Origin of the sequence: Dehalobacter sp. TeCB1 (assembly GCF_001707455.1) — a bacterium.
GTDB classification, from domain to species: Bacteria; Bacillota; Desulfitobacteriia; order Desulfitobacteriales; family Syntrophobotulaceae; genus Dehalobacter; species Dehalobacter restrictus.
In genome coordinates, this window is the sequence record NZ_MCHF01000005.1 from 63286 (window position 1) to 88730 (window position 25445).

18 protein-coding genes are annotated in these 25445 nt (G+C 45.6%); 7 read left to right on the forward strand and 11 right to left on the reverse strand.

Annotated features, from left to right (window positions below; genetic code table 11):
- The first annotated feature begins 202 nt into the window (after window positions 1-202).
- The 3 genes from A7D23_RS01315 to A7D23_RS01325 are packed head-to-tail and all read left to right on the forward strand — an operon-like array spanning window position 203 to window position 3670.
- Window positions 203-673, forward strand: coding sequence for an NAD(P)H-dependent oxidoreductase subunit E (locus tag A7D23_RS01315; RefSeq protein ID WP_019225266.1), 471 nt, complete (start codon window positions 203-205; stop codon window positions 671-673).
- A complete protein-coding gene (locus tag A7D23_RS01320; protein ID WP_242836951.1) occupies window positions 666-1952 on the forward strand; it encodes an NADH-ubiquinone oxidoreductase-F iron-sulfur binding region domain-containing protein in 1287 nt (428 codons plus the stop codon). The genes A7D23_RS01315 and A7D23_RS01320 overlap by 8 nt, the downstream gene beginning before the upstream one ends.
- On the forward strand, window positions 1952-3670 hold the full coding sequence (locus tag A7D23_RS01325; RefSeq protein ID WP_025206060.1) for an NADH-dependent [FeFe] hydrogenase, group A6: 1719 nt from the start codon (window positions 1952-1954) through the stop codon (window positions 3668-3670). Before A7D23_RS01320 ends, A7D23_RS01325 begins: the two co-directional genes overlap by 1 nt.
- A 290-nt stretch (window positions 3671-3960) precedes the next feature.
- On the opposite strand, the gene rpoN is transcribed toward A7D23_RS01325, so the two are convergent.
- The 3 genes from rpoN to A7D23_RS01340 all read right to left on the reverse strand — a co-directional run bounded on the left by rpoN (window position 3961) and on the right by A7D23_RS01340 (window position 6840).
- Entirely contained in the window at window positions 3961-5346 is a 1386-nt protein-coding gene (gene rpoN, locus A7D23_RS01330) for an RNA polymerase factor sigma-54 (protein ID WP_025206061.1), read from the reverse strand.
- Between the two features lie 281 nt (window positions 5347-5627).
- Window positions 5628-6296, reverse strand: a complete 669-nt coding sequence (locus A7D23_RS01335; protein ID WP_025206062.1) for an HD domain-containing protein — start codon at window positions 6294-6296, stop codon at window positions 5628-5630.
- Window positions 6297-6396: 100 nt separating this feature from the next.
- Window positions 6397-6840 (reverse strand): PPC domain-containing DNA-binding protein, encoded by a 444-nt coding sequence (locus A7D23_RS01340; RefSeq protein ID WP_025206063.1) that lies wholly within the window; start codon window positions 6838-6840, stop codon window positions 6397-6399.
- Between the two features lie 231 nt (window positions 6841-7071).
- Here A7D23_RS01340 and A7D23_RS01345 point away from each other — a divergent pair, with 231 nt between their 5' ends.
- A complete protein-coding gene (locus A7D23_RS01345) occupies window positions 7072-7440 on the forward strand; it encodes a metalloregulator ArsR/SmtB family transcription factor (RefSeq protein WP_068882920.1) in 369 nt (122 codons plus the stop codon).
- Between the two features lie 21 nt (window positions 7441-7461).
- Entirely contained in the window at window positions 7462-7827 is a 366-nt protein-coding gene (locus tag A7D23_RS01350; RefSeq protein WP_019225259.1) for a NifB/NifX family molybdenum-iron cluster-binding protein, read from the forward strand.
- 79 nt (window positions 7828-7906) lie between these two features.
- On the opposite strand, the gene A7D23_RS01355 is transcribed toward A7D23_RS01350, so the two are convergent.
- From A7D23_RS01355 to gltB, 3 genes are all read right to left on the reverse strand, one after another.
- Window positions 7907-10513 (reverse strand): PEP/pyruvate-binding domain-containing protein, encoded by a 2607-nt coding sequence (locus A7D23_RS01355; RefSeq protein WP_068882922.1) that lies wholly within the window; start codon window positions 10511-10513, stop codon window positions 7907-7909.
- Between the two features lie 243 nt (window positions 10514-10756).
- Window positions 10757-12241, reverse strand: coding sequence for a glutamate synthase subunit beta (locus A7D23_RS01360; RefSeq protein WP_019225257.1), 1485 nt, complete (start codon window positions 12239-12241; stop codon window positions 10757-10759).
- Window positions 12242-12243: 2 nt separating this feature from the next.
- A complete protein-coding gene (gltB, locus tag A7D23_RS01365) occupies window positions 12244-16800 on the reverse strand; it encodes a glutamate synthase large subunit (protein ID WP_019225256.1) in 4557 nt (1518 codons plus the stop codon).
- Between the two features lie 313 nt (window positions 16801-17113).
- Here gltB and gdhA point away from each other — a divergent pair, with 313 nt between their 5' ends.
- The gene (gene gdhA, locus A7D23_RS01370; RefSeq protein WP_019225255.1) at window positions 17114-18448 is read left to right on the forward strand and encodes an NADP-specific glutamate dehydrogenase; all 1335 of its coding nucleotides are present in this window, start codon (window positions 17114-17116) and stop codon (window positions 18446-18448) included.
- A gap of 147 nt (window positions 18449-18595) precedes the next feature.
- Here gdhA and alr read toward each other — a convergent pair whose 3' ends face one another.
- The 5 genes from alr to A7D23_RS01395 form a co-directional block, all read right to left on the reverse strand.
- Window positions 18596-19714, reverse strand: coding sequence for an alanine racemase (gene alr, locus A7D23_RS01375; protein ID WP_068882924.1), 1119 nt, complete (start codon window positions 19712-19714; stop codon window positions 18596-18598).
- Between the two features lies 1 nt (window position 19715).
- On the reverse strand, window positions 19716-21293 hold the full coding sequence (locus tag A7D23_RS01380) for a bifunctional ADP-dependent NAD(P)H-hydrate dehydratase/NAD(P)H-hydrate epimerase (protein WP_019225253.1): 1578 nt from the start codon (window positions 21291-21293) through the stop codon (window positions 19716-19718).
- 136 nt (window positions 21294-21429) lie between these two features.
- Window positions 21430-21786: a holo-ACP synthase gene (locus tag A7D23_RS01385; RefSeq protein ID WP_015043710.1), complete on the reverse strand. Its 357-nt coding sequence runs from the start codon at window positions 21784-21786 to the stop codon at window positions 21430-21432.
- Window positions 21787-21812: 26 nt separating this feature from the next.
- Window positions 21813-23165 carry a histidine kinase gene (locus tag A7D23_RS01390; protein ID WP_015043711.1) on the reverse strand — a complete coding sequence of 451 codons (1353 nt, stop codon included), beginning with the start codon at window positions 23163-23165 and terminating at the stop codon, window positions 21813-21815.
- 20 nt (window positions 23166-23185) lie between these two features.
- Window positions 23186-23788, reverse strand: coding sequence for a TrkA C-terminal domain-containing protein (locus tag A7D23_RS01395; protein ID WP_015043712.1), 603 nt, complete (start codon window positions 23786-23788; stop codon window positions 23186-23188).
- Between the two features lie 346 nt (window positions 23789-24134).
- On the opposite strand from A7D23_RS01395, the gene eam reads away from it, so the two are divergent.
- Window positions 24135-25397 carry a glutamate 2,3-aminomutase gene (gene eam, locus A7D23_RS01400; protein WP_068882926.1) on the forward strand — a complete coding sequence of 421 codons (1263 nt, stop codon included), beginning with the start codon at window positions 24135-24137 and terminating at the stop codon, window positions 25395-25397.
- The last annotated feature ends 48 nt before the right edge of the window (window positions 25398-25445 follow it).

Sequence of the window (25445 nt, forward strand, 5' to 3'; positions counted from 1 at the left end):
ATTTATTGTTTATTGTTAAATAATTAACAGCATTGTTAAATATATTTATAACTTTGCTAACAATGTCTATTATTTTGCATCGTTATTCTGTTATTTTGTCAAATAAATAACTATTCTTGATTTGCATTTTGCCCCATATTACACTGAAGCAAGCACAGGTAAACTTTCCTGCAGAAAGGTTACAGAAAGGCAGTGTGATCAAATGACGGCAATCAAAGAAGTTGTCAACCGGTTTGGAAAAAAAGAAGCCTTGTTGCTTCAAGTAATTTTAGCCGTTCAGGATGCCGACCCCCAGAATCATCTGAGTGAAGAAGCCGTAAATGAGATTTCCCGGGAAATGAATATCTCCCGAAGCAGAGTTTATTCTACGGCATCTTTCTATAGTGAGATCTCCCTGAAACCACGGGGCATACACATTATCCGGATATGTACGAACGCGCCCTGTGAAAATGCCAACAAAGCTTCCATCCTCGCTGCAATTAAACAGGAACTCGGGATTAAGATCGGACAAACAACAGCGGACGGGCTTTTCTCTCTGGAAAGCGTCAATTGCCTTGGTGCCTGCTATATGTCTCCGGCCATCAAAATTGATGATGCGGTCTTCGGTGACCTGACTCCGGAAGCTGCGGTCGCCATTATCCGTAATTTGAGAAAGGAATATCAGAATGAATAAAATGCTTGATGACGATCAGATTTTTAATATTTCTCCGGGCAGGCATGTTGACTTGGACCATCATTGTCAAAACGGTGGATATTCCGCGTTAGCCAAAGCCCTGGCCCAGGGTCCTGAAACTTCCCTGAAAGAAATATCGAATGCCGGACTGCGCGGCAGGGGCGGAGCTGCTTTCCCTACTGCTGAAAAAATAAAAATGCTTCGAGCCAACACGGAAAAACTGCGTTATATCATTTGCAATGCCGACGAAGGTGAACCAGGCACCTTTAAGGACCGGTTCATTATGACCCATATCCCTTTCCAACTGTTGGAAGGCATCACCATCGCGGCGTTTATGGCCGGAGCTTCCGAAGGCTATATCTACGTGCGGCACGAGTATCCTGAAGCACAGAAAATCCTGCGCGAAAGCATCGAAGAAGCCGAGCGCCGCGGGTTCCTTGGAGACAATATTCTTGGCAGCGGTTTCAGCTTGTCTTTAAAACTATTTTCCGGTGCCGGAAGCTATCTTTGCGGTGAGGAAACCGCGTTAATTTCCTCCATCGAGGGCAAAAAAGGCCGTCCGCGTCTGAAACCCCCTTACCCGACCCAAGCCGGTCTCTGGCAAAAACCCACGTTGATCAACAATGTTGAAACGCTTGCCAATATCCCCAAAATCATTGAAAAAAGTGCATCTTGGTACCGTTCTTTTGGTACACCGGACAGTCCCGGAACCAAGTTGATTTCGCTTTCCGGCGATGTCCAAAACCGTGGTTTATTTGAAGTACCATTCGGAATGACCTTCGCTCAAATTATCAACGAATATGGCGGCGGAGCAAAGACCGGGAAAGCCATAAAAGCGGTAAACATTGGCGGCGCTTCCGGCGTTCTGATACCGCCGGAAATGCTTTTTACCCCGCTGGAATATCTGGCCTGTGCCAAAACCGGGATTACGATCGGATCAGGGGCTATCTTTGTTTTGGACGACACCCGTTCGATCTTGTCAAACGTTCAAAACCGTCTGCGCTTCTTTCTGCATGAAAGCTGCGGCAAATGCACGCCCTGCCGGGAAGGTCTGCGTCAGGCCAATCTGATCCTTGACAGGCTGCTCGCCGGAGAAGCCGTGCGTCAGGATGTTAGCACGCTGGAGCGTTATACCCGGGCGATTCAGGAAGCTTCCTTCTGCGGTCTCGGCCAAGCAGCCGGCAACAGCCTTCGTTCCTCCCTGGCCTATTACCGGGATGAATATCTTGCTTCCTGCCGTGATAACAAACCATCATTCATTGAGGAGGAGACCGCCTGATGCAAACTATCAATATTACGCTAAACGGTAAGGTAACGGCAGTTGCACCTGAAATCACTATTTTAGAGGCAGCCAGACAACAGGGCATTGATCTTCCAACCCTTTGCCATCATCCTGATCAGCGCGTCAAGGCAAATTGCCGGATTTGTGTGGTCGAGATAGAAGGCGTAAAAAACCTTGTGCCTTCCTGTTCCACTAGGGTAACAGCCGGAATGAACATCACGACGAATTCTCCGAGAGTCAGAGAGACCGTCCGCACGATTCTGGAATTAATTTTTGCTGACCATCCGCAGGAATGTCTGACCTGTATCCGCAACGGCAACTGTGAGCTCAGACAAATCGCCGCCAAATTCGGAGTCAGGGATATCCAAGGAGAAAAAAGAAAACACAGTTTCTCTCAGGATTTCTCAACTCCCTCGCTGGTCAGAAATCCGGATAAATGCATCAAATGTGGCCGATGTGCGGAAGCCTGCCACTATATTCAGAACGTTGGAATCCTCTATAGTCATAACCGCAGTACGGAAATCAGCATTTCACCGGAATACGGCAAACAGTTGGCTGATGTCGCCTGTGTGCTGTGCGGACAGTGTGCTTTGGTTTGTCCGGTAGGTGCAATTCATGAAAGAGATGATACAGACCGCGTCTGGGAAGCTCTCGCCGATCCCCAAAAACATGTCGTCGTTCAGGTCGCTCCGGCCGTCCGGGTATCCCTAGCCGAGGAATTTGGATTCCCATCAGGCGAAATCGCGACAGGAAAACTCGTTTCTGCTTTGCGCAGTCTGGGATTTGACCGGGTTTTTGATACAGACTTCTCAGCAGATCTGACCATCATGGAAGAAGGCCATGAATTACTGGACCGGATAGCAAACGGCGGTATCCTGCCGATGATTACTTCCTGCAGTCCCGGCTGGATCAAATATATGGAACATTACTATCCGGAATTAATTCCGCATCTGTCGACCTGCAAATCTCCCCAACAAATGTTTGGGGCCCTGGCCAAAACGTACTATGCTCAGACCAGCGGCCTTGAAGCCAAGGATATCATTGTCGTTTCCGTAATGCCCTGTACCGCTAAAAAATTTGAAGCCGAGCGCCCGGAAATGAATGCAAGCGGCAGCCAGGATGTAGATATCGTCCTCACGACCCGTGAACTTGGCAGAATGCTGCAGCACGAGGGAATTGATTTCCGGATGCTCCCTGAAGCTGAATTTGATTCGCCCCTCGGCATATCAACAGGTGCAGCCGCTATTTTCGGAGCAACCGGTGGGGTTATGGAAGCAGCCCTGCGTACCGTATATGAAGTTGTTACAGGTAGAACCCTGACTGACTTAAACTTTACAGCCGTGCGCGGAATGGTCGGCGTAAAAGAAGCTTCGGTTGATCTTGCCGGAACGGAAGTAAAAGCGGGGATTGCCCACGGACTTGCCAACGCCAAAAAAATCCTGGAAATGATCAAAGCCGGCCAGGCCGATTATACATTCATCGAGGTCATGTGCTGTCCCGGAGGGTGTATCGGCGGAGGAGGCCAGCCTTACGGCACGACCAATGAGATCAGAGCCAGACGGATCGAAGCCCTGTACCAGGTCGATGAAAATATGCCGCTACGCAAGTCACATGAAAATCCGGCAGTACAGGAACTCTATCATGACTTTCTGCTTGAGCCCCTCGGAGAATTATCCCACAAGCTTTTGCACACCCAATATTGTAACCGCAGTTAGCGCAGTGACGCCAAAGCAAAAGCAACTCGTCCATGAACACCCTTTTCTGGAATATACCTTCCCCTTGAACACTCCTTCCAATGGACACTCTTTATCTAAATATACCTTCTCTGAACACACCTCACCTGAATGACCTAGTCCAATATAACGCGAAGGAACCGTGGATGTTATTAAATACCCGCGGTTCCTTTGCATTATGTTGACTAATCTTCCACTCAAATATAGTTCAAAATCATCAATGCCACTTGAATCTCGTGCCCCGTAAGTTTAGGCGATAATGCTTTGGACAATTAATATCTTTTACGGTGTAAATTTGTAGGTATCCCCATACTCTGACGGTACTTGTTGACAGTTCTCCGGGAGATCCTCATCCCTTTGTTCACAAGCATCATCATAATATCCTGGTCGCTCAGTGGTTGGTTCGGGTCTTCTTTATTAATAATATCCTGGATCAAGTGTTTGACACTTTTGGAACTTATTTTGTCGCAGTCATAAGAACCCACACCGGAGTTAAAGAAATACTTCAAAGCAAACAGTCCGCGCGGCGTCTGGACGTATTTGTTGCAGGTGACCCGGCTTACCGTAGATTCATGGATGCCGACCAGGTCCGCAACCTGACTCATGGTCAAGGGCTTCAGATATTCAATGCCATTGTCAAAAAATTCTCTTTGAATATCAACAATGCTTTGCACAACTTTGTAAATGTTTAGTCTTCTTTGTTCAATTCCGCGGATGAGTCCTAAGGCGGAATCAAACTTTTCTTCAAGATATTTTTTTACATCATCGGATAACGCATTCGAATTACGGAGAATATCCACATACGTCTGATTGATTCTCAAATAGTTAAAATCAAAGTCGTTTACAATAACCATATAATCGTTCTGGTCTCTCATAATCGTAACATCAGGCCAGATAAAAGGATTTCTTTCAGCGCCAAACTGCAGTCCGGGTTTGGGATCAAGCATCCTGATAAGATCATAGACTTCTTGGACCTGCTTCGTAGACACGGAGAGGGTATTGGCTATTTTCATTATTTTTTTGTCGGCAAGCTCCTGGAAGTAGTTTTGAATAACCTGTTCCGCAAGCTCACTATCCTTGCCGTTTGCTCTCATTTGCAGAAGCATGCATTCCTGAAGATTTCGGGCACCTACGCCGGTAGGATAGAAAGTATGAATGACCTTTAGGACCTCTTCCACTCTCTCAACGGCAACATTCAATTTTTGGCTGACATATTCCAGTTCTGTTGTAAAATAGCCGTTCCGATCAATACTTCCTATCAGAAAGTTTCCAATGATAATATCCGCAGGATTTTTGATCTCTAAATTCAATTGTAATTCAAGCTGCTCATATAAACTTGGCCGATCAGACAGATATTGTTCGTATCCGGTGTCATTTTCATTCTTCTCATTCCAGATATGACCCATATTGCTGTCGCTGCTGAAATGTTCAATCAGGTCGTCCATATTAACCCGGGTTGCAGTTTTGCTGACAACCTCATTGTTTTCAGCAACGGGTTCATCTTCGTCCAGAAAAGGATTCTCTTCTATTTTTTTTGTGATATACTCGCTTAGTTCCAGAGTCGACATCTGCAATACAGAAATTGCCTGACGCAGTTCAGTGGTCATGAACAATCTCTGTTGCTGTTCAAGAAATATATCTTGGCGTATCTGCCTCATATTTTCCTTCCACCTTCTGAATCAAACTAAAATACTATACAGATTCCCGGACAGACGGCATTTTCATATTCTTTTCACATTAAAACCGGGATTTACTCGGGTATGATACATCCACTTGACCCTTACGGCAAGATTCATGCCAAACGATATCTACGTTCAAGTATACAACTTATTTAAAATACTTTCTATTATTGTTTTTTAATTTTTTTATGTAAATTATTCTTCATTTTCCAACCAAATTCAACGCTTTGCACATTCGTTCCAAGGATTATTTATTTCAATTATTTATTTCCTGTTACTTCTTCCACTAAAGTCTTGAAAAATAACTCCATAAATCTGACCCTTTTTCTGGCGATTGCTTTCGCTTCTTCCGTATAGAGCCTATCCGGTATTTTTCTTAATTTAAGCTCAAATTCCAGGTTGGTCGTATGTTTGGAAGCATCTTTAATCCTGCCGTTCTCACCGATATTTTCCTTCAGATATTCTTCGACAGAAACCTCATGATATAGTCTTTCCCCGTGCTGGCCAGCAAGCATGAAAGAGCGGGCAATCCCAGTTGCTCCGATGATATCAAGTTTGTCGGCATCAAAGAGGATTTTGGCTTCGATGCTCTCCGGCTGATGTCCTGTTCTGAACCGATGCGCTAAAATACAGTGTGTGATCTCCTGTCTCAAATCCGGATCATAATTTAGGTCTTGAAGGATCTTCTCGGCCATTTCCGCACCCAATACGGCATGGTCGATCTCTCCGGAATTATCTTCATCCTCTTTGGCTCTGGCAATATCATGAAGCAGGACAGCCGGAATCAATACTTCCGTATCGACATCCTCCCGCTGCCCGGCCAGAATCAAACAAAGATGATAGACCCGCATAACATGATCCAGATCGTGGGCCGCATAAGACAGCTCTTTCTCTACAATATCCTGCAGAACCCGATACCGTTTTTCCATCGATATATTCTATGCCTCCCTGTCCCAATAAATCATTGTATTCGTCTGCGGCGCATTCAAAATCGAAAAAAATATTGCCAAGAATCAGTTGGCATATCTACTATATTTCGAGCAGCTCAAAACCTGTCGTAGGATCAATTTTTCTAGAGCCCTCACTTGTATTCAGTTCAATCATGACAACCTCGCCGATTTGCCAGATATCGACCCCTTCACGTACACAGCCTGCTACTGTTTTTCCCTCTCTGCCAAAAGCGGCGTGCATGTGCAAGACCGGTTTCCCTTGTTCGTTTCGGAACAAAGTTCCTACTCCCAGTGTTTCGCTGGTGCCTTGAAGCTCTGTCATCATCTTGCGGGGTTTAAGGGCCTGTCCGTCTTCAGGTCCTACGACGACCTTACTGCCCTTGTCCGCCCCTCCCAAAAAATGAACCAGTGCGGAATTGATCTGATGTTTTTCGGCAAAATCCTGAATAATGGCTGGGATTTTTTCTCCTTGTTCCAATCTCAGAATGAATATTCTCCCCAGTGTCGCTTCTAAATATTTCAATGCTGTCCCCTTCTTTCTATGGCCTGTAATCATTCCGGGTTGCCAGTGACTTGCAATAAACGCTTTTAAATGAAGGCGTGAAAATCTTCATATCATTATAACATAGAGAAATGCCAGTCTTCAGAAGCGTTTCTTTTATAACCACTTAGAAAACAATTTGTTTGACTTAATCACTTAAGTGTCTTATAATTTAGTTAAGTATTTAGTTAATTAAAAATACCCGGAGGATATATGGAGCAAATTGTGCAGGTATTCAAAGCGCTTTCTGACGAAACAAGACTGCAGATCTTGCTTATCTTATCCAGAAGAAGCATCTGTGCTAAAGGAATTGCAAGACATCTTCAAATTTCCGAAGCAGCCGTGTCCCAACATATTAAAATTTTAAAGGAAGCCGGCCTTCTGATTGGCGAGAAAACAGGCTACTTCGTACAATACAATTTGCAGCAATCTGTTTTTGAAGATCTGATCGGATTCATTGAGCAGATATCAGGCACCCACACCTCGGGTCACTATAAAGATGTTTTCAGCGTCCCATTCAATTGTCAATATGCTTGCAAGGCCCAGCGTGAAAAGTGCTGTGAGCGTTCAAGCAATGAATAAACCGAGAAAAGGAGCTTAAACATGAAAATTTGTATCCCTGTAAAAGAAGACAAAGGACTTGAGAGTATCCCCTATGATCATTTTGGCTCAGCCCCATTTTTTCTGATCTACGACCTGGATAAAGAAGAGATGAAAGTCATCGACAACGGAGACTCTCATCATGAGCACGGGATGTGCCAGCCTTTGAAGGCATTGGGTGGAGAACAGGTGGACGCGATTCTGGTTGGCGGAATCGGTGCAGGCGCCCTAATGAAACTCAATGCGCAAGGGGTGCGTGCTTTTCGGGTTGATAATGCCACCGTTTCGGGTAACATCCAGCTCTTCCTGGATAACCAGCTTCCGGAATTCTCTGCCATGAACAGCTGCAGCCATCACGGATGCCACTAACCTTGATAGATATTTTCTAGCCCTAAGGGGGAAAAACAACCCCGAAGGGCTACTTTTTTATCTTGTCAGCCATCAAATTCTATTTAAAGAAACATACCGCTTTTTGTTTCCCGACATCAGCAATAATCTCCAGGGCTTTATGCATTCCTTTATTGACATCATATACTTTAATGATTTCTCCAAGGGAGGCGCTCAGTGGTAGCAGCTCAGGAAGCAAATTTTGAAAGTGGTTTAATAGTTTTGTCTGAAGGACTCCTCCCCTGCCTTCCGGAAAAAGCGCCACATAAAAGATATCACTTTCAATGAGATCCTGAAAGAAATGGGTTCCGTAAGATATCTCCGGGGTGAACCCGCCCTCTTTAACTGCAATTTCACCAAGGACAGTGATATTATTAATTTCGGAAAAATAAACAGGCACGCCGAGCGAAGGCGTACTGGTACCCCATCGTCCGGGGCCGAGCAGCAGCACGGTCATGTTTTCTTTCTCAATCTGGCTGTTCAATTTGCCGATACATCTGGCTACCCTGTATTTTTCGAGGTCACTTAGCCTGCTGTAGGTTTCAGGCTCGACATAAATGATTCGCTGAATACCATAATGGATATTCCCGCCCATGAAAGTATTATGGCTTTGAAAGAATGTTTTTTGGAAATCAATATGTTTCGGGAACACCACCTTACTTTTGAGACCTTTTGCGGGCAGCGGCCTGCACTGCAGGAGATTGATCTGATAATGATCCAAATCTTTAAAATTAACGGTAAATTCAATGTCCACCGGATATGCGTAGAATTTCTCCAGGCATTTAAGCATTTTTTGAATGACCCCGACAAAAGTGGAATCGGACAGAAATTGATCAAAATTAATAATCCAGGCCTGCCGGCCTTGCTGGCCTATTTCTTTCATCATTTTTTCTGCAGTATAGTCTCTCTGCGCGAAATAATGCAGTTTGGGATCGTCAATTTCGTTTAAAAGATCGTTAAACGCGATACCAATCATGCTGTTTTTGGTTACCATCAGCGCATCAATGTTTCTTTGGGCATATTGCCTGTAATCATCAAAATCCGTTAAAGGTGATGACAAAGGTTCATCAATCGCTATAATTCTGGCATAGTCACCTGCCGTACGGTTTACAGCCCGAGTGCCTAGACCTACAACTACCCGCAACATGCCCGCTTTCGGAGACATTTTCTCATCCCAGACATAGATATTGTTTGAGTAGCCGACCCCAGCAAGATCCGGGAAAAAATATTCCTTACGATAAGAACCCGATACGCGTTGAACAAGCAAAGCCATCTGCTCATCCTGGTCGGCTATTCCTCGTTTCAAACGATACATCAGCGCGTCGTCGCTCATCGTGCTGGCAAAGACTTGTTTCACAGCGTTTTCAAATTCAAGATAGCGATGTTCGAGCGTACCTTGGTTCGTACAAAAAACACTTTCATATTTTCCAGCAAAAGAATTACCAAATCCATCTTCCAAAAGGCTGCTGGAGCGGACAATGATCGGTGATTGTCCAAAGTACTCCAGGACCCGCAAAAAATGGTTTTTGACATTCTCCGGAAAAACACCGCTGAGTATTTTGCTTTTAATGACTCTGGCCAGAGAAAAATATTTTTCAGGTTTTCTCTGCTCCATTCTAAGTTTCCAGAGACCATTTTTAACAAGATAAGTGTAAAAGACATCAGAGCCAATGTAGAACGAATCATGGGGTTCCAGAATTTTTTTATAATCAAAATTTTCATCTTCAAGTAAAATTTTTCTGGCCAGAAGCATTCCGACCGCTTTGCCGCCGATAAATCCCGATCCAATTAAACTTGACTTGATCTGAAGCAAATCTTCCAGAGTAAAGACCTTCGTCAGCAACTCAAGGAATCTTTCATCGCGACTTAAAACCATCCGGCAGAGCTTTTCTACCAGGTTTTTTTCCTCAGCAGACGGTATACGACTGAATTTTACCTTTTCATAGGTGTCTGACGCTTTCAAAAACATCCGGTCCCAATAATCCAAATGCCTTCGCGGAGCATCAAACACATTCAGGGACATATCTGCAAACAGCTTTGAAGCATCGCTGCTGCTTGTTAACGGAATAAAATCCTGCGCCTGTTTGATATGCGGCAGAAACATCGTCGGTGAATACCTGTCGATCACTTTGACCGGATGGATATAGGTCTGTCCCCTGACATTATAGATATTCATCAATACCTGGGTCGTTTCCCGAATTGCGGAAATCGTCTCATACGAATTCATATTTTTATAAATTGCAAAGAAAGCCACCGTTTTCAGTTCATATAAATACGGACAGGTGATCTGAAAAAAGTTGCCGATCATAAGATCCGTTGCCCAGGTGTACAAAAGATCGGACAGACAATCAAAAACGTAAAAAGCCTCTTCTCCCTCAGCTGCAATAATCTGGTGGACCTGCGTGGAAAAAGCTTCAAAACCGTGTTCGGCGTCAATATGATACACTTTAACATTTTCATTGTCATCAATAATTGGAGAATGACGCGCAAACCGCATATAAATCACTTTTCTGCCCTCGTCCAGACTCGTTCTGACAAAAGGCAGCACAAAGGATTCATAATCTGCGATATTGTCAACCTGCAGAACAACATTATCGCCAATCCTGAGATGGTCGATGATCTCATCGAGCCCCGGCAGGCCGGATCTTATTTTCTTACGCTGATCCATTACACATCATTCCTTACGCCAATTTAGCTATCATTTTATCCTTAAAATTAATAATTGCTGACACTCAAATCTATATGTGCAAGCAGCCAATAACCGATACGCAAAAACCAAGCAATGAATCCTAGCATCTATCCATTACTTGGCTTTACTATTCGGTATGATAAAGCATAACGGTGGATGCCGTGTAATATCATGTTATCACATCCGGCATGAACATTGCACTCTGTTTATCATAACAAGTGGCTAGATAATTATACTTTTTCCCATCAAATATTTGTCCACTTCTCTAGCTGCCAGCTTTCCTTCCTGGAAAGCCCAGACAACCAGACTCTGACCTCTGCGCATGTCGCCAGCAGCAAAAACTCTGTCAACATTCGTCTCAAAAAACGCATATTCCGCTTTGACATTGCTGCGAGCATCCCGCTCCAGCTTAAGCTCTGTGGGGATATTGTCTTCAGGCCCTAAAAAGCCCATGGCCAGCAGGATCAGGTCCGCTTCCCATACCTTTTCACTTCCGGGAGTCACCTGTGGAACCATTCTGCCGGCAGCATCTTTGACCCAGGTAAGGTTGACTGTATGAACTTCCTTGACCTCACCGTTCTCATTGCCCACAATCTTTGTGGTGGAAATGCAATAATTCCTCGGATCCTTGCCATAAAGACAGATTGCTTCTTCCTGTCCGTAATCCACTTTCAGTTTTTTCGGCCATTCCGGCCAGGGGTTCTCAGCCTCAATACGATGGGCAGGTGGCTCAGGCAGAATTTCAAACTGGAAAACGCTTTTGCAGCCATGCCGGATTGCCGTGGCCACACAGTCCGTCCCGGTATCCCCGCCGCCAATGATAATGACATTCTTACCCTTGGCACTAATAAAACTCTCATCCTTTAAGTTGGAATTCAATAAACTTTTGGTGGTCGCTTTTAGGAAGTCTACGGCATAATAAACCCCTTTCAGATCTTTGCCTTCCACATCCAGCCCCCGGGGCTTGGTAGCTCCTGTGCACAGCACAACGGCATCATAGTTGTCTACGAGCTCTTGGGCCTTCATATATTTGCCGACTTCGGTATTCAGAACAAATTCTATCCCGGATGCCTTCAGTACATCAAGCCGTCTTTCAATAAATCGTTTATCAAGCTTCATGTTGGGGATCCCGTACATCAAAAGTCCCCCAGCCCGGTCATCCCGCTCATACACCGTGACCTCATGGCCGACGGCATTCAGATAATAGGCCGCAGACAGTCCGGACGGGCCCGAACCGACAACAGCGACTTTCTTGCCGGTGGCTTTGGCCTTCTTAGGATTTACCCATCCTTCGGCAAACGCTTTCTCGATAATCTCATATTCAATGCTGTTAATAGTCACAGCGTCCATGATATAGCCTTCGGTACAAGCCCCTTCACAAGGTGCAGGGCAAACCCTTGAGGTGAATTCCGGGAACGGCGTCGTTCTGGTCAGCCGCTTGTATGCTTCCCGCCACTGTCCCTTATAGACGAGCTCATTCCATTCTGGAATCAAATTGTGCAGCGGGCAACCTGAAGCGGCGCCGTTCAAGAGCACACCGCCGTGGCAGAAAGGTACACCGCAGTCCATGCAGCGCGCGCCCTGCGTTCGGACAATCTCAGGATCCTGGGGAATCTTGACTTCATTGTAGTCTTTGATCCGCTCTTCAGGCTTTCTTTTCTTCGGATCGATTCTGTTATACTCTAAAAATCCTGTTGCTTTTCCCATGATCAGACCTTCCCTTCAAAGGCAGCCGTCAGGGCTTCTTCACCGCTTAAGCCAGCCTTGTGAGCTCTATCGATATTTTCCATCATCTTTTTATAATCCCTGGGTATGATCTTCGTAAATCTTGGCGCGTAATCTGTCCAATCATCCAGTACTTTCCGGCCTAGGGGGCTTCCCGTGTGCGCTACATGTTTACGGATCATTTCCCTGATTTCTTTCAGTTCCTTTTCCGAAGCAATTTTTTCCATAAGAATCAGGGACTTGTTGCAGTATATTTCCTCAAAATCAAGGATATAGGCAACACCACCGGACATACCCGCAGCAAAGTTTCGTCCTGTCTTACCCAGGATCACAACTTTTCCTCCGGTCATATATTCACAGCCATGGTCGCCGACACCTTCAACAACCGCATTGACGCCGCTGTTTCGGACACAGAATCTTTCACCGGCGATTCCGTTGATATAGGCTTCACCCGAAGTTGCACCGTAGAAGGCGACATTGCCGATCAGAATATTTTTTGCTGGTTCAAAATCCGAAGTTTTTGGCGGATAGACTATGATTTTACCACCCGAAAGGCCTTTGCCAATATAGTCATTAGCATCACCCTCAAGTTCCAAGGACATGCCCTTGGGTGCGAACGCACCAAAGCTTTGACCAGCAGAACCAACAAAAGTCAGCTTAATGGTATCCTCCGGAAGCCCCACTTCCCCGAAACGCTTGGTTATTTCACTGCCGACAATGGTTCCAACCACACGATCCACATTGTTGATCTTCAGTTTGGCCCGGATTGATTTTTTGTGTTCCAGGGCCGGTTTGCACATTCTTAAGAGCTTGCGCATATCCAGGGATTCTTCCAGTCCATGGTTTTGCTGCTGTGACTTAAATCTGCCGACATCTGCACCGGCATAGGGCTGATACAGAACCTGGGAAAGATCAACCTTGGCTGCTTTCCAATTCTTAATATTTTCTTTGTGTTTGAGCCTGTCTGTACGTCCAACCATTTCATTAATGGTCCTGAAGCCAAGTTTTGCCATGATCTCCCGCATTTCCTGTGCAATAAACAACATAAAATTCTCAACATGCTCAGGTTTGCCGGCAAAATTCTTACGGAGCTCTTCATTCTGGGTTGCAATACCTACAGGGCATGTATTCAGATTGCAGACGCGCATCATCACACAGCCCAAGGAAATGAGTGGGGTGGTGGCAAATCCATATTCCTCAGCGCCTAAAAGTGCAGCGATGACAACATCTCTGCCTGACAGAAGCTTACCGTCTGTTTCCAGGACGACTCTGTCTCTTAAGCGATTAAGCACAAGGGTCTGATGGGTTTCGGCAAGTCCTAATTCCCACGGCAATCCTGTATTTTTAATGCTTGTTCGCGGTGAAGCACCTGTACCGCCATCATAGCCGCTGATCAGAATAACGTCGGCCTTGCCCTTGGCCACACCGGCCGCGATCGTACCGACACCCACTTCAGAAACAAGCTTAACATTGATTCGGGCATCACGGTTGGCATTTTTAAGGTCATGGATCAGTTCCGCCAGATCTTCGATTGAATAGATATCATGGTGCGGCGGGGGTGAAATTAATTCGACACCTGGTGTTGAGTGTCTAACTTTGGCAATTGCCGGAAAAACCTTCCGGCCTGGAAGCTGCCCGCCTTCTCCAGGCTTGGCCCCTTGCGCCATTTTGATCTGTATTTCCGAGGCATTTACCAGAAAGCTGCTGGTAACACCAAAGCGACCTGAAGCAACCTGCTTGATGGCACTGATTAGACTGTCGCCGTTAGGCAGCTTTCTAAATCTTTCAGGATCCTCGCCGCCTTCACCGCTGTTACTTTTGCCGCCCAAACGGTTCATGGCAATAGCCATACATTCGTGAGCTTCCTTACTGATCGAGCCATAGGACATCGCCCCGGTCTTAAATCTTTTGACGATAGACTCGACCGGTTCGACTTCTTCGATAGGAATCGTATCTCCGGCGCTTATTTTGAAATCCAGCAGCTGCCTGAGTGTATAGATCTCCTCGTCATTAATTTTTCTGGAGTAATCTTTGAAAAGATTGTAATTGCCTTCCCGGCAGGCGCGCTGGAGCAAGTAAATTGTTTCCGGGTTGTAGAGATGAATCTCCCCGTTATCTTTACATTGGTAGAAACCGCCGATTTCCAGTGTATCTGTGTAGAGTGCATTCTCATCAAAAGCGCTTTCATGCCGCATTTGATTTTCCATCGTAATTTCTTCCAGACCGATTCCTTCCAAGCGGGATGGCGTCTGAGTAAAGTAGCGGTCAATCAGATCTCTTTTCAGTCCGACAGCTTCAAATATCTGGGCACCGTGGTAGCTGCGCATCGTCGAAATACCCATTTTCGTAAGCACCTTTAAGATGCCTTTGATCGAGGCTTTAATATAGTTCTTTTTGGCCTCCTGATAACTTAGGCCATTCGTCATTCCTTTGGCCGCGAGGTCTCTGATCGTTTCGTAAGCAATATAGGGGTTGATCGCGGTAACACCGTACCCGATCAAGGCACAGAAATGGTGTACCTCCCTGGCTTCTCCGGTCTCCAGAACAATACCCACACTCGTCCGGATTTCACGGCGTATCAAATGGTGATGCAGCCCTGAAGATGCCAGAAGAGCGGGGATAGCAGCAAATTCTTTATTAACGCCCCTATCCGAAAGAACAAGAATATTTGCGCCATCAGCAATTGCTTTATCTGCTTCCCGGGATATTTTGTCTAAAGCTCTTTCCATTGCTCTAAGGCCGCCAGCTGCCTTGTAAAGAATGGAAATCCTGGCTGTCTTGAACTTCCCGTTATTTAATTTCATAATGGTATCCAACTGAGTATTGGTGAGGATAGGTGACTCCAGATACACTGCGGAACTATGCGTCCGGTCCGGATCCAGAAGGTTTCCCGCATTCCCCAGGAGCATTGTACTGGAGGTAATGATTTCCTCACGGATGCCATCAATTGGGGGATTCGTCACCTGGGCAAAAAGCTGCTTGAAATAATGGTACAGCATTTGAGGTTTGTCTGAAAGTACTGCCAGCGGTGAATCCATGCCCATCGATCCGACAGGGTCAAGGCCATCAGTCGCCATCGGCAGAATCATTTTATTGATATCCTCATGGGTATAGCCAAATGCTTTCTGCTGGGAGATAATATCTTCCAGCATCGGTGCTTCCAATTCGTCGTCAGCAGGGAGATCACTTAAATAGACAATATGCTTCTTATTCCACTCTTCATACGGATGCATCAGGGAAACATTCTTTTTGATTTCCTCATCAGAAATGATCCTTTGTGCTTCCGTATCGATCAGGAGCATTTTACCCGGTTCCAAACGGCCTTTATACTTGACATTTTCAGGTTTGATGTCGAGAACCCCCACCTCGGAGGCGAGGATGACTTTATCATCTTTGGTGACATAATAACGTGATGGTCTGAGTCCGTTCCTGTCCAGTACGCCACCGATAACTGTTCCGTCCGTAAATCCCATGGCAGCTGGTCCGTCCCAGGGCTCCATGATAAAATTATTAAACTCATAAAAGTCCTTTTTTTCTTTGGACATCAGATCATTCTTTTCCCATGGCTCAGGAATCATCATCATGACAGCATGAGGAAGCGATCTGCCGGTAAGATGGATAAACTCAAGACTGTTGTCAAACATGGCCGAATCGCTGCCTGACTCGTCAACAATCGGATATACCTTGGAAATATCATCAAACAACGGTGAATCAATGCATTTTTGCCTGGCCTTCATCCAGTTCACGTTTCCTCTGATGGTATTGATTTCCCCATTATGGACAATATATCGGTTCGGGTGCGCCCGCTCCCAACTCGGAAAGGTATTGGTGCTGAACCTGGAATGAACCATGGCCAGTGCTGAAACAAAATCTAGATCGGAAAGATCCAGATAAAAGTTTCTGAGCTGTTCGGCTGTAAGCATACCTTTATAGACAATGGTTTTGCTGGAAAGGCTGGCAACATAGAAGGAGCCGCCCTTGTCTTCACACATTGGGATGATCAGTTTTTCTGCTCTTTTCCGAATGACATAGAGCTTTCTTTCAAAATCCATATCATCGGTCAGATCAGGGCTTCTTCCGATAAAAACCTGTATAAACCGGGGCATAACAGCTTTGGCACTATGGCCGACCGTCGATTTGTCGATCGGGACTTCCCGCCACCCAAGAATCTTCTGTCCTTCCTCACGAACAATCTTTTCAAAAGAGTCCATCTGGGTAACCCGAAAATCTTCATATTTGTGCGCAAAAATCATTCCTACACCATATTTGCCCTTTTCCGGCAAATTAAAGCCGAGAACATCACATTCCCGTTTAAAGAAGTCATGGGGTATTTGCACCAGAATGCCAGCGCCGTCACCCGTATTCTCATCCGCACCACTGGCGCCTCTGTGGTTTAAGTTTTCCAGAACGGTTAAAGCTTCCTCGACAATGTCGTGCGATTTTTCACCTTTGATATTCACGACAAATCCCATACCGCAGGCATCATGCTCAAAGGCCGGATCGTAAAGACCCTGTTTTTTTGGCAATTGATTGTATTTCATATTACACACCCTTTGTTGGAGTTTACATCTATAGTTTCTTTACGATTTTACCAAAAATCCATCAACAACATAACTGTTTTAACTAAAAAATATTGTATTCATTTTAATTTTCTTTGTATTTTCTAGTTTTTTGTATAATTTTAATGCCAATGTTTAAATATTTAGATTTAATATTATAAATTCATTATTTTGCATCACTAATATCTTATAATGAATACAGTATATTGTTTGTTTTGTTATGTTCAAACGCAAATTAATATTGTAGAATACGGTTATTGATAAAAAACATTATTTTTTTCTGGAGGGTAAAAATATGTCTTATGTCCAACAAGTCATGGAACAGGCTATCAAAAGAAGCCCGAACGAGCCCGAGTTCCACCAGGCACTCAAGGAAGTGCTGGAATCTTTGGAACCGGTAATTGCCAAACATCCCGAATATGAAAAAGCTGGTATCCTCGAGCGGCTCGTCGAGCCCGAACGCGTGATCATGTTCAGAGTTCCCTGGGTCGATGACAAAGGAAATGTTCAGGTTAACCGTGGTTTCCGAGTTCAATTCAACAGCGCCATCGGTCCTTACAAAGGCGGCCTGCGTTTACACCCGTCTGTTAACCTTGGCATCATCAAATTTTTAGGTTTTGAGCAGATCTTCAAAAACTCCCTGACCGGACTTCCGATTGGCGGCGGCAAGGGCGGCAGCGACTTCGATCCCAAAGGCAAATCCGATAACGAAATCATGAAATTCTGCCAGAGCTTCATGACCGAACTTTGCAAACATATTGGTGCAGACACTGATGTTCCTGCCGGTGATATCGGTGTTGGCGGCAGAGAAATCGGTTACATGTTCGGCCAGTATAAGAGAGTCAGAAATCTCTTTGAAGGCGTACTAACTGGAAAAGGCCTGACTTATGGCGGAAGCTTAGTTCGTACCGAAGCAACCGGCTATGGTCTGGTTTATCTGATGGACGAAGCAATTAAAGACATCGGCAAATCCTTTAAAGGTGCTACCGTTGTTATCTCCGGTTCAGGCAACGTTTCGATTTATGCAGCCGAAAAAGCCATGCAGCTGGGTGCCAATGTTGTTGCCCTGAGCGATTCCAACGGCTACATCTACGACAAAAACGGTATTGACCTGAAGACCGTTAAGCAGCTCAAAGAAATTGAAAGAAGAAGAATCAAAGATTATCTGGAATTCCACCCGAAAGCCGAATACAAAGAAGGCTTCGAAGGCATCTGGACCATTCCTTGCGATATCGCTCTTCCCTGCGCTACGCAGAACGAATTGAACGAAGAATCCGCCAAGGCTCTGGTTGCCAATAAATGCTTTGCTGTCGGTGAAGGTGCGAATATGCCTTCTACTCCGGAAGCAGTCAAAGTATTCCATGCCAATAAAATCATCTTTGCTCCTGGTAAAGCTGCCAATGCCGGCGGTGTTGCAACCTCCGCTCTGGAAATGTCCCAGAATAGCATGCGTTACTCCTGGACTTTCGAAGAAGTTGACGCCAAACTTAAAGACATCATGGTCAACATCTATCGCAATGCCAGCTCAGCTGCCAAAGAATACGGCTGTGAAGGCAACCTGGTCGTCGGTGCTAACATTGCAGGCTTCCTGAAAGTTGCTAACACCATGATGGCTCACGGCGTAATCTAAGCCGGAGCTGCCTAATCCGATTCGTGATTCCATTGATACTCACGACATAGTCTTGATACCACTAAAATTAAAAAGACCTCTTGGAGACTGAGTATGTTCAAAACAGCTCGCATCCAAAAGGTCTTTTTTATTAATGTTTTCCAAATACTATTTGCTCTCAACCATCACCCTTGGTACTCTCTTGGAAATACCGCACAGGATCTCATAGCTAATCGTTCCGCATTGTTCAGCAATCCGATCTGCGGAAATAAACAGGTCACCGTTTCTGCCGAGCAGAACGGCTTCATCCCCTTCTTGGATCTCTTCAATTTCTGTTACATCAACCATGATCTGATCCATGCATATTTTGCCGATGATCCTGGCTTTCTTTCCCTTCAGCAAGACCTCACCGCCGTTGGACAGAGAACGGCGCAGACCATCGCCGTAACCGATCGGCAGCGTTGCGACTTTTATGGGCCTGTTGGCAATAAACGTCCTTCCATAGCCAACACTCTCGCCCTTTTCGATGGTCTTCAGCTGGGAAATGCGGGTTTTTAAAGACATGACCGGTTCAAAGCCGGCTTCCTGTCCGGCGTGGTCCATCGGTAAAAGTCCGTACAATATGATTCCTGAACGGCAAAGTTCGTAATGACTTTCGGGAATTTGCATGATTGCAGCAGAGTTTGCGGCATGACGGATCGGAATTTTTATTCCTGCCGCGCATAACTTTTCATATAAGTCATCAAAGATCTTCAGCTGCTGCTTCGCATAAGACAAATCAGTGCTGTCGGCCGTGGCCAGATGGGTATAAATCCCCTCCAGATAAAGGCCAGGAAGCTTTGCAATTTTTTGAATATTTTCGAGTGCATTTTCGCGGAACCCTGTCCTACCCATTCCCGTATCCACTTTGATATGGAGTCTCGCTGTTTTATTCAGCTTCAACGCTGCCGCTGAAAGCGCTTCAGCCTGTTCGATCTGAAATATTTCGGGAATGATCTCTTCTTTGACCAGTATTTCTGAATACTTCGACAATGTAGGTCCAATAACCATAAGGGCAATATCCGGGAATTCCCTTCTGAGCTCCAAAGCTTCTTCCAGGATAGCAACCCCGAATCTGGTAATCCCTTCTTCCTTTAGAGTCCGAACAACCTCCACTGCACCGTGTCCGTAGGCATCTGCCTTGACTATGGGCATTATTTCACTGCCGGCGTACTGCTGTATCCTTTTTAAATTGCGTCTTAAAGCCCCCAAATCAACTTCTGCCCAAACCGGACGAAAAATATTCATTCTAAAAATCTCCTAACTGCTCTATCTCTTTTCTGACCCTTGGGAGGCAATCAGCTACCTCCGAAGCTGTGAAACCTGATAAACCAAACTGATCTTTTAAAACATCTCCGGCCTTGCCGTGAAGATAAACCCCCATGCAAGCTGCACCTAACGGAGGGACACCCTGGGCAATCCAGGACATAATACTTCCGGTCAGCACATCCCCTGTGCCGCCTGTGCCAAGTCCTGCATTACCCGTCGGATTCAAAAAAACTCTGCCGTCCGGCGAAGCAACGACCGAACCTGCGCCTTTCAAAACAACAATGGCACCCCATTCCAGGGCTTTGGCCAGCGCTATCTTCAAGCGGTTTTCCTGAACCTCGTCAATTGAACAGCCGCATATGCGAGCCATTTCCCCAGGATGAGGCGTCAGAATAAGATTGCCTCTTCCTTTCCTTAAGCTGAGTACATCCGGTTCCCGGGAAATCAGATTCAACGCGTCTGCATCCAGAACTACCGGTACATCGGTCTCTATCAGTATATTTTTTATGACATTAAGAAATGACTCCGTCTGCCTGAGTCCGGGACCTACTGCACAAGCGTCAGCTCCTTGTAACCGCTCCTGAATGACCGACCAGGCATTGACGCTTAACATTTCATAATCCTTTGCTGGCCAGACCGTAGCTTCAATGACTCCCAAATCTACCGTCTCAGCAATCGCTTCAGGGGTAACGATCTGAAGAAGCCCTGCCCCGCAGCGCAGAGCTGACTTTCCTGCCAGGATGACAGCCCCGCTCATTCCAAGCGATCCCCCAATCAGAACCGCCCGGCCATGCGTACCTTTATGGCCCAGTATGTGTCTTGCTGGAATCAAAGGCCGGATGACTTCATCCGTCAATAGATAGGCAAAGATTTTTTCTTCGCCTATCACTTTTTCGGGAATTGAAATTTGGTCAATGACCAGCCTTCCTGTATAGATTAATCCTTCTCCGAGAAAATGTCCAAGCTTTGGCAAGCCAAAGGTAACTGTCACATCTCCCTGGACTGCAATCGTATGTACTTTCCCCGTATCTGCTTCCAGACCGCTGGGAATATCGACACAAACCACCGGCAGATCGGCTTTGTTTAAGTCTTCAATGAAACCTGCCAGGGATTCCGGAATTTCTCCTTTAAAGCCTATTCCATACAACGCATCAACAGCAACCTGAGACTGCATCAGGGCAAGCTTGAATAGACGAAGCTGTTTTTCGTCTTCGACAGGAATGATCTTTTCTCCCATCTTCTGAAACAACTCATAATTCAGTTTGGCATCCCCTTGAAGCTCAGCAGGATTTCCGAAAAGAAAAACGGTCACTTCCATCCCTAATACACAGAGATGCCTGGCCACTGCCAGACCGTCACCGCCATTATTGCCTTTTCCGGCAAGAATAACTGCTCTCAAACCGCGAAGCGACTTTTTTTCATCCTTCAGCAGAATAATCTTTATTTCCCTTACTACTGCCAACGCTGCATTCTCCATAAGAATTGACCCGGGGATTCCAAAATGATTGATTGCGTTGGAATCAATGCTGCGCATTTGTCCGGCACTTACAATACGCATTTTTTTCTATCCTCCTCGGAAAAAACTTTTCCTACTTATTCATAATGAACACCGCCAAGTACCATGTCAACCCTAAAATGCCCGCCCGTTGCTGTCACCGTTCGTTACTGTCTAATATTTTGGATACCAACGATATCTATTCCAGAATAACAGATGCTATGGCCGTATCTTTACTGTGAGAGAGGCTTATTCGGACTCTCTCTGCTCCTCTCGACCGCGCTGCAGTCTGTGCTCTTTCACTCAAATATACGATTGGTTCTCCCACTTCATTCCGCAGGATCTCAATATCATGCCAACTTAGACCGCTGAGCCCCGTCCCCAGTGCTTTAAGTACCGCTTCTTTGCCTGCAAACCTGGCAGCCAGAGAAGATATATGTTTTTTTGATAGTTCAGCCAGCTCCCTGTCGGTAAACAGTCTGGCAACCAGTTTTGAATGTCTCCGGCAGGCCTGTTCAAATCTGGCTATTTCAACAATATCTATACCTGGATACAAATGAAGTTCCCCGTTTCTTCGTAAAATCAATTACCATTTCTGGCCCTGGTACTAGACATAGGGTCCTGAATCCAGGGTTCGGCAGAAGGCTGCTGCGGACTGGTCTGTTTGTATGGAAGCCTCATTTCTACAGTCGTCCCCTCACCTATTTTGCTTTCAATGTTTAATCCGTATTCTGAACCATATAAACCCTTCAGGCGGGCATGGACATTGGCGAGCCCTACACCGTTGCCTGAGCCTACACCGGGCAGCAGGACATCTTTCAGCCGATCCTCTTCAATCCCCATTCCGTTATCAATGACTTCTACAAAAAGTTCGCTTTTACCATCTTCCAGCCCGAGTTCCCTGACCCGGATCGTTACAACACCATTCAGCATGATCATGGGGGTAATCCCATGTTTGACCGCATTTTCAACTAGAGGCTGAATACTCAGTCTTGGCACCTCGGCATCCATCAGTTCCTTGGGAATTTCCAGCTTAATCTTCAGCTTTTTCCCAAAACGAGCTTTTTCCAGCACAAAATAATTATTAACGAATTCCATCTCTTCCCGAAGAGAAATGAGTGCACCTTTAGATTTTAAAGACTTACGGAAAAATTCGGCCAGATGGATCAGAAGTCTTCTGGCCCGGTTCGGGTTGGTTCGGCTGGTGGCAATAATTGTATTCAGAACATTAAAAAAGAAATGCGGATTGATCTGAGCCTGAAGAGCATCGAGTCTGGCTTCCATCGTCAGATTGGTCTGATGGTCCAGTTCAGCTACTTCCACCTGAAGGCTTAAAATCTGGCCCATGCCAAGTGCAAGCCTGATCAGGTCAGGAGAAATCTTTCCGCCCTTCGTTTCATACAGCTTAAATGTTCCGACAACATTTCCTTTGCAGGAAAGCGGAACAATGACTGCCGCAGCCAAAGGACAGTCACACGTGTCCGACATCGGGCAGTTTAACTCTTCCTGCGTCTGAACAACTTTATATTTTGCAGTCTGTATGACTTCTCTAGTCGCTGCCGTCAGGATCTTATCACCGGGATGGTGCCTGTCGCAGCCTGCCCCAAGATAGGCGAGCTGTTTCTCACAATCGGTGATCGAGACTGCGGCCACCTGAGCAATCCCCTGAATGATTTTGGCAATAGCTTCGGCGTTTTGTTTATTCAGACCGCCGCGCAGGTAAGGAAGTGTTTCGTTAGCGATCTTTACACTCAGGTCTGCCCTGCTTAACGTATGCAGCGGTACGGCCTTTTTCTCTAAATTTTTCATATACCAGAAGAAATATCCGGCATCAATCACCATAAAAGCGGCCAATAGAAAAGTATTCTGCAAATAAAGACCCAGAGCGATTTCAAGGGCGATGACCGGAACAAGGATTACATTCATATTTTTCATCGTCACACCTCCCTAAGAAATTATTTCAATAAGCTCCGGACTTTTTTATTGCCATTCTCCGAGCTGACTACGAGAAGAATATCTCCTTCTTCGAGCAGGAAGTCGGCTTCAGGAGAAAAATTCTCATTGCCGTTTCTGACAACCCCTACGACTGTTGCTCCAGTTTCTTCTCTGACTTTAAGCTCTCTCAGGGAACAGCCGATTGCGGATGATTCCGGCTGGATTTTAAGTTCTTCAACGTCATTCCAGCGAGAGATATATCGGTCGGCATAGGTCGAAACTTTCTGAAGCAGCACATCGATTTGCCCGTCAATTTCCTTTCTCTGCTCCATCAGGCTTTTCAACTCGTCAATAAAAGCTTGAACCTCATTTTTTTGGTCAAAAGACTTTAAAAATTTTTCGGCCTCTATCCTGGAGTTCACAATGATGCCAATACCCGGTTTTACTCTGACGACTCCTTCATTTTGCAGAATAGCAATTGCCCGACGGATCGTCTCCGGAGAAACATTGAATCTTCCTGCCAGGGTCGACCTTCCGTGGATTTTATCCCCTTCACGGAACTCGCCGAGAACGACGGCATGCGCGATCTCATTCGCGATTTCCTGATATTTGGCCTGTTCCAAGATATAATCCCTTTCTTTCTTTGCTGATTTCAGATACCTAGTACCATGTCAATCAACCCGTATCTTCTATTATGCACGCATTAAATTTTTGCCTTTTATGTAATTCTACCCTAGGGAGTAGGGGAAGACAATCTTTTCAATAAAAAAATACCATTCCCAGGTAATATTGGAATAGTGCCATGCCCTCAAATTTTTTTCATTATTTGACGTGAACAGACATTTTAACCCTCTTGACTGCCAACAACTTACAATGTTATGATTGGTTGGCAGTATATTTTTTTTAGCATTGCTATTTTGTATATCTGCAGATTTTTCTGTAATTAGCAATTGAAAAGGGGGGCAAAATATGGCAATCGAGCTATATAGACCGCATCGTGATTATCGCTATTTTTCTATTAAACGTGCCGAAGAATTAAAGCAGCGGATCGAACCCTATCTTCAAAAAGCTAATCAGATACCTGCCGGACTTAATCTGACAGATTTATATTCTGCCCAGAAGGAAAGGATCCTCCAATACTTCGGGGCAACCCAGGAAATTTGGGATGACTGGCGGTGGCAGATGAGCCACAGGATCACGGATGTCAACACGCTGGATTCTCTTTTTCCATTAACTGATTCTCAAAAAAACGAGATCTCTACAGTCGGCCGGATATACCGCTGGGCTGTATCACCGTATTACCTCAGTTTAATGGATTTTAGCAACCCTAAAGACCCTATCCTTCTGCAGGGAATACCCAAAATAGAAGAGCTGTTTGATAAAAGCGGAGAAGAAGATCCAATGGGAGAAGCCTTAACCTCCCCTGCTCCTTGTATCACCAGACGCTATCCGGACCGCTTGATCATTAATGTTACCAACATGTGCGGCATGTACTGCCGTCACTGCCAGCGCCGGCGTAATATCGGCGAAATAGACGGACACAAGGAAAAAGAAGACCTGAAAGCCGCCCTGGATTATATCCGTAAGAACCCAGAAATCCGGGATGTGCTGATCACAGGTGGGGATGCGTTTCTTTTAAGTGACCAGACCATCGAATGGCTGCTTGCTGAGCTTCATAGTATTCCGCATGTTGAAATCAAACGTCTTGGAACCAGGGTCCCTGTAACCCTGCCGATGCGGGTTACCGATGAACTTCTAGCCATACTTGCCAAATATCCGCCAATCTATATCAATACCCAATTTAATCATCCGAAAGAAGTAACCCTGGAAGCCAAAAAGGCTGCAGATAGGCTTGTTTCAGCCGGTGTTGTGCTTGGGAATCAGGCCGTACTGCTCAAAGGCATCAATACAGACCCCGATGTCATGAAGAAAATGAATCAGGAATTACTGAAAATCCGTGTCCGTCCCTACTATATCTTTCACGCCAAAAACGTCAAAGGCACCCGGCATTTTATTCCGTCCATTCAGGAAGGTCTAGCCGTGATGGAAGCGCTCAGAGGCTTCACCTCCGGTCTGGCCGTTCCAACCTATATTATCAATGCACCAAAAGGAGGCGGCAAAACCCCGCTTCTCCCCCAATATCTTCTTTCCCTCGATGAACACCGGGCTGTTTTGAAGACGTGGGAAGGGAAAATTGTTTATTATGAGAATCATTACGCTGATGAAGGCTAAGTTTGATTGCATGCCTTAGTCATATAGAAGTCAGTAAAATCACTCTCT

What these genes read in the sequence shown, in the direction of transcription:
- gltB (WP_019225256.1), bottom strand. Translation starts at nt 16,800, where the DNA reads ATGAAATACAATCAATTGCCAAAAAAACAGGGTCTTTACGATCCGGCC.
- rpoN (WP_025206061.1), bottom strand. Translation starts at nt 5,346, where the DNA reads ATGAGGCAGATACGCCAAGATATATTTCTTGAACAGCAACAGAGATTG.
- A7D23_RS01325 (WP_025206060.1), top strand. Translation starts at nt 1,952, where the DNA reads ATGCAAACTATCAATATTACGCTAAACGGTAAGGTAACGGCAGTTGCA.
- A7D23_RS01390 (WP_015043711.1), bottom strand. Translation starts at nt 23,165, where the DNA reads ATGAAAAATATGAATGTAATCCTTGTTCCGGTCATCGCCCTTGAAATC.
- A7D23_RS01380 (WP_019225253.1), bottom strand. Translation starts at nt 21,293, where the DNA reads ATGCGTATTGTAAGTGCCGGACAAATGCGCAGCATTGATTCCAACGCA.
- A7D23_RS01320 (WP_242836951.1), top strand. Translation starts at nt 666, where the DNA reads ATGAATAAAATGCTTGATGACGATCAGATTTTTAATATTTCTCCGGGC.
- A7D23_RS01335 (WP_025206062.1), bottom strand. Translation starts at nt 6,296, where the DNA reads ATGGAAAAACGGTATCGGGTTCTGCAGGATATTGTAGAGAAAGAGCTG.
- alr (WP_068882924.1), bottom strand. Translation starts at nt 19,714, where the DNA reads ATGAATATTTTTCGTCCGGTTTGGGCAGAAGTTGATTTGGGGGCTTTA.
- A7D23_RS01315 (WP_019225266.1), top strand. Translation starts at nt 203, where the DNA reads ATGACGGCAATCAAAGAAGTTGTCAACCGGTTTGGAAAAAAAGAAGCC.
- A7D23_RS01355 (WP_068882922.1), bottom strand. Translation starts at nt 10,513, where the DNA reads ATGGATCAGCGTAAGAAAATAAGATCCGGCCTGCCGGGGCTCGATGAG.
- eam (WP_068882926.1), top strand. Translation starts at nt 24,135, where the DNA reads ATGGCAATCGAGCTATATAGACCGCATCGTGATTATCGCTATTTTTCT.
- A7D23_RS01360 (WP_019225257.1), bottom strand. Translation starts at nt 12,241, where the DNA reads ATGGGAAAAGCAACAGGATTTTTAGAGTATAACAGAATCGATCCGAAG.
- gdhA (WP_019225255.1), top strand. Translation starts at nt 17,114, where the DNA reads ATGTCTTATGTCCAACAAGTCATGGAACAGGCTATCAAAAGAAGCCCG.
- A7D23_RS01345 (WP_068882920.1), top strand. Translation starts at nt 7,072, where the DNA reads ATGGAGCAAATTGTGCAGGTATTCAAAGCGCTTTCTGACGAAACAAGA.
- A7D23_RS01350 (WP_019225259.1), top strand. Translation starts at nt 7,462, where the DNA reads ATGAAAATTTGTATCCCTGTAAAAGAAGACAAAGGACTTGAGAGTATC.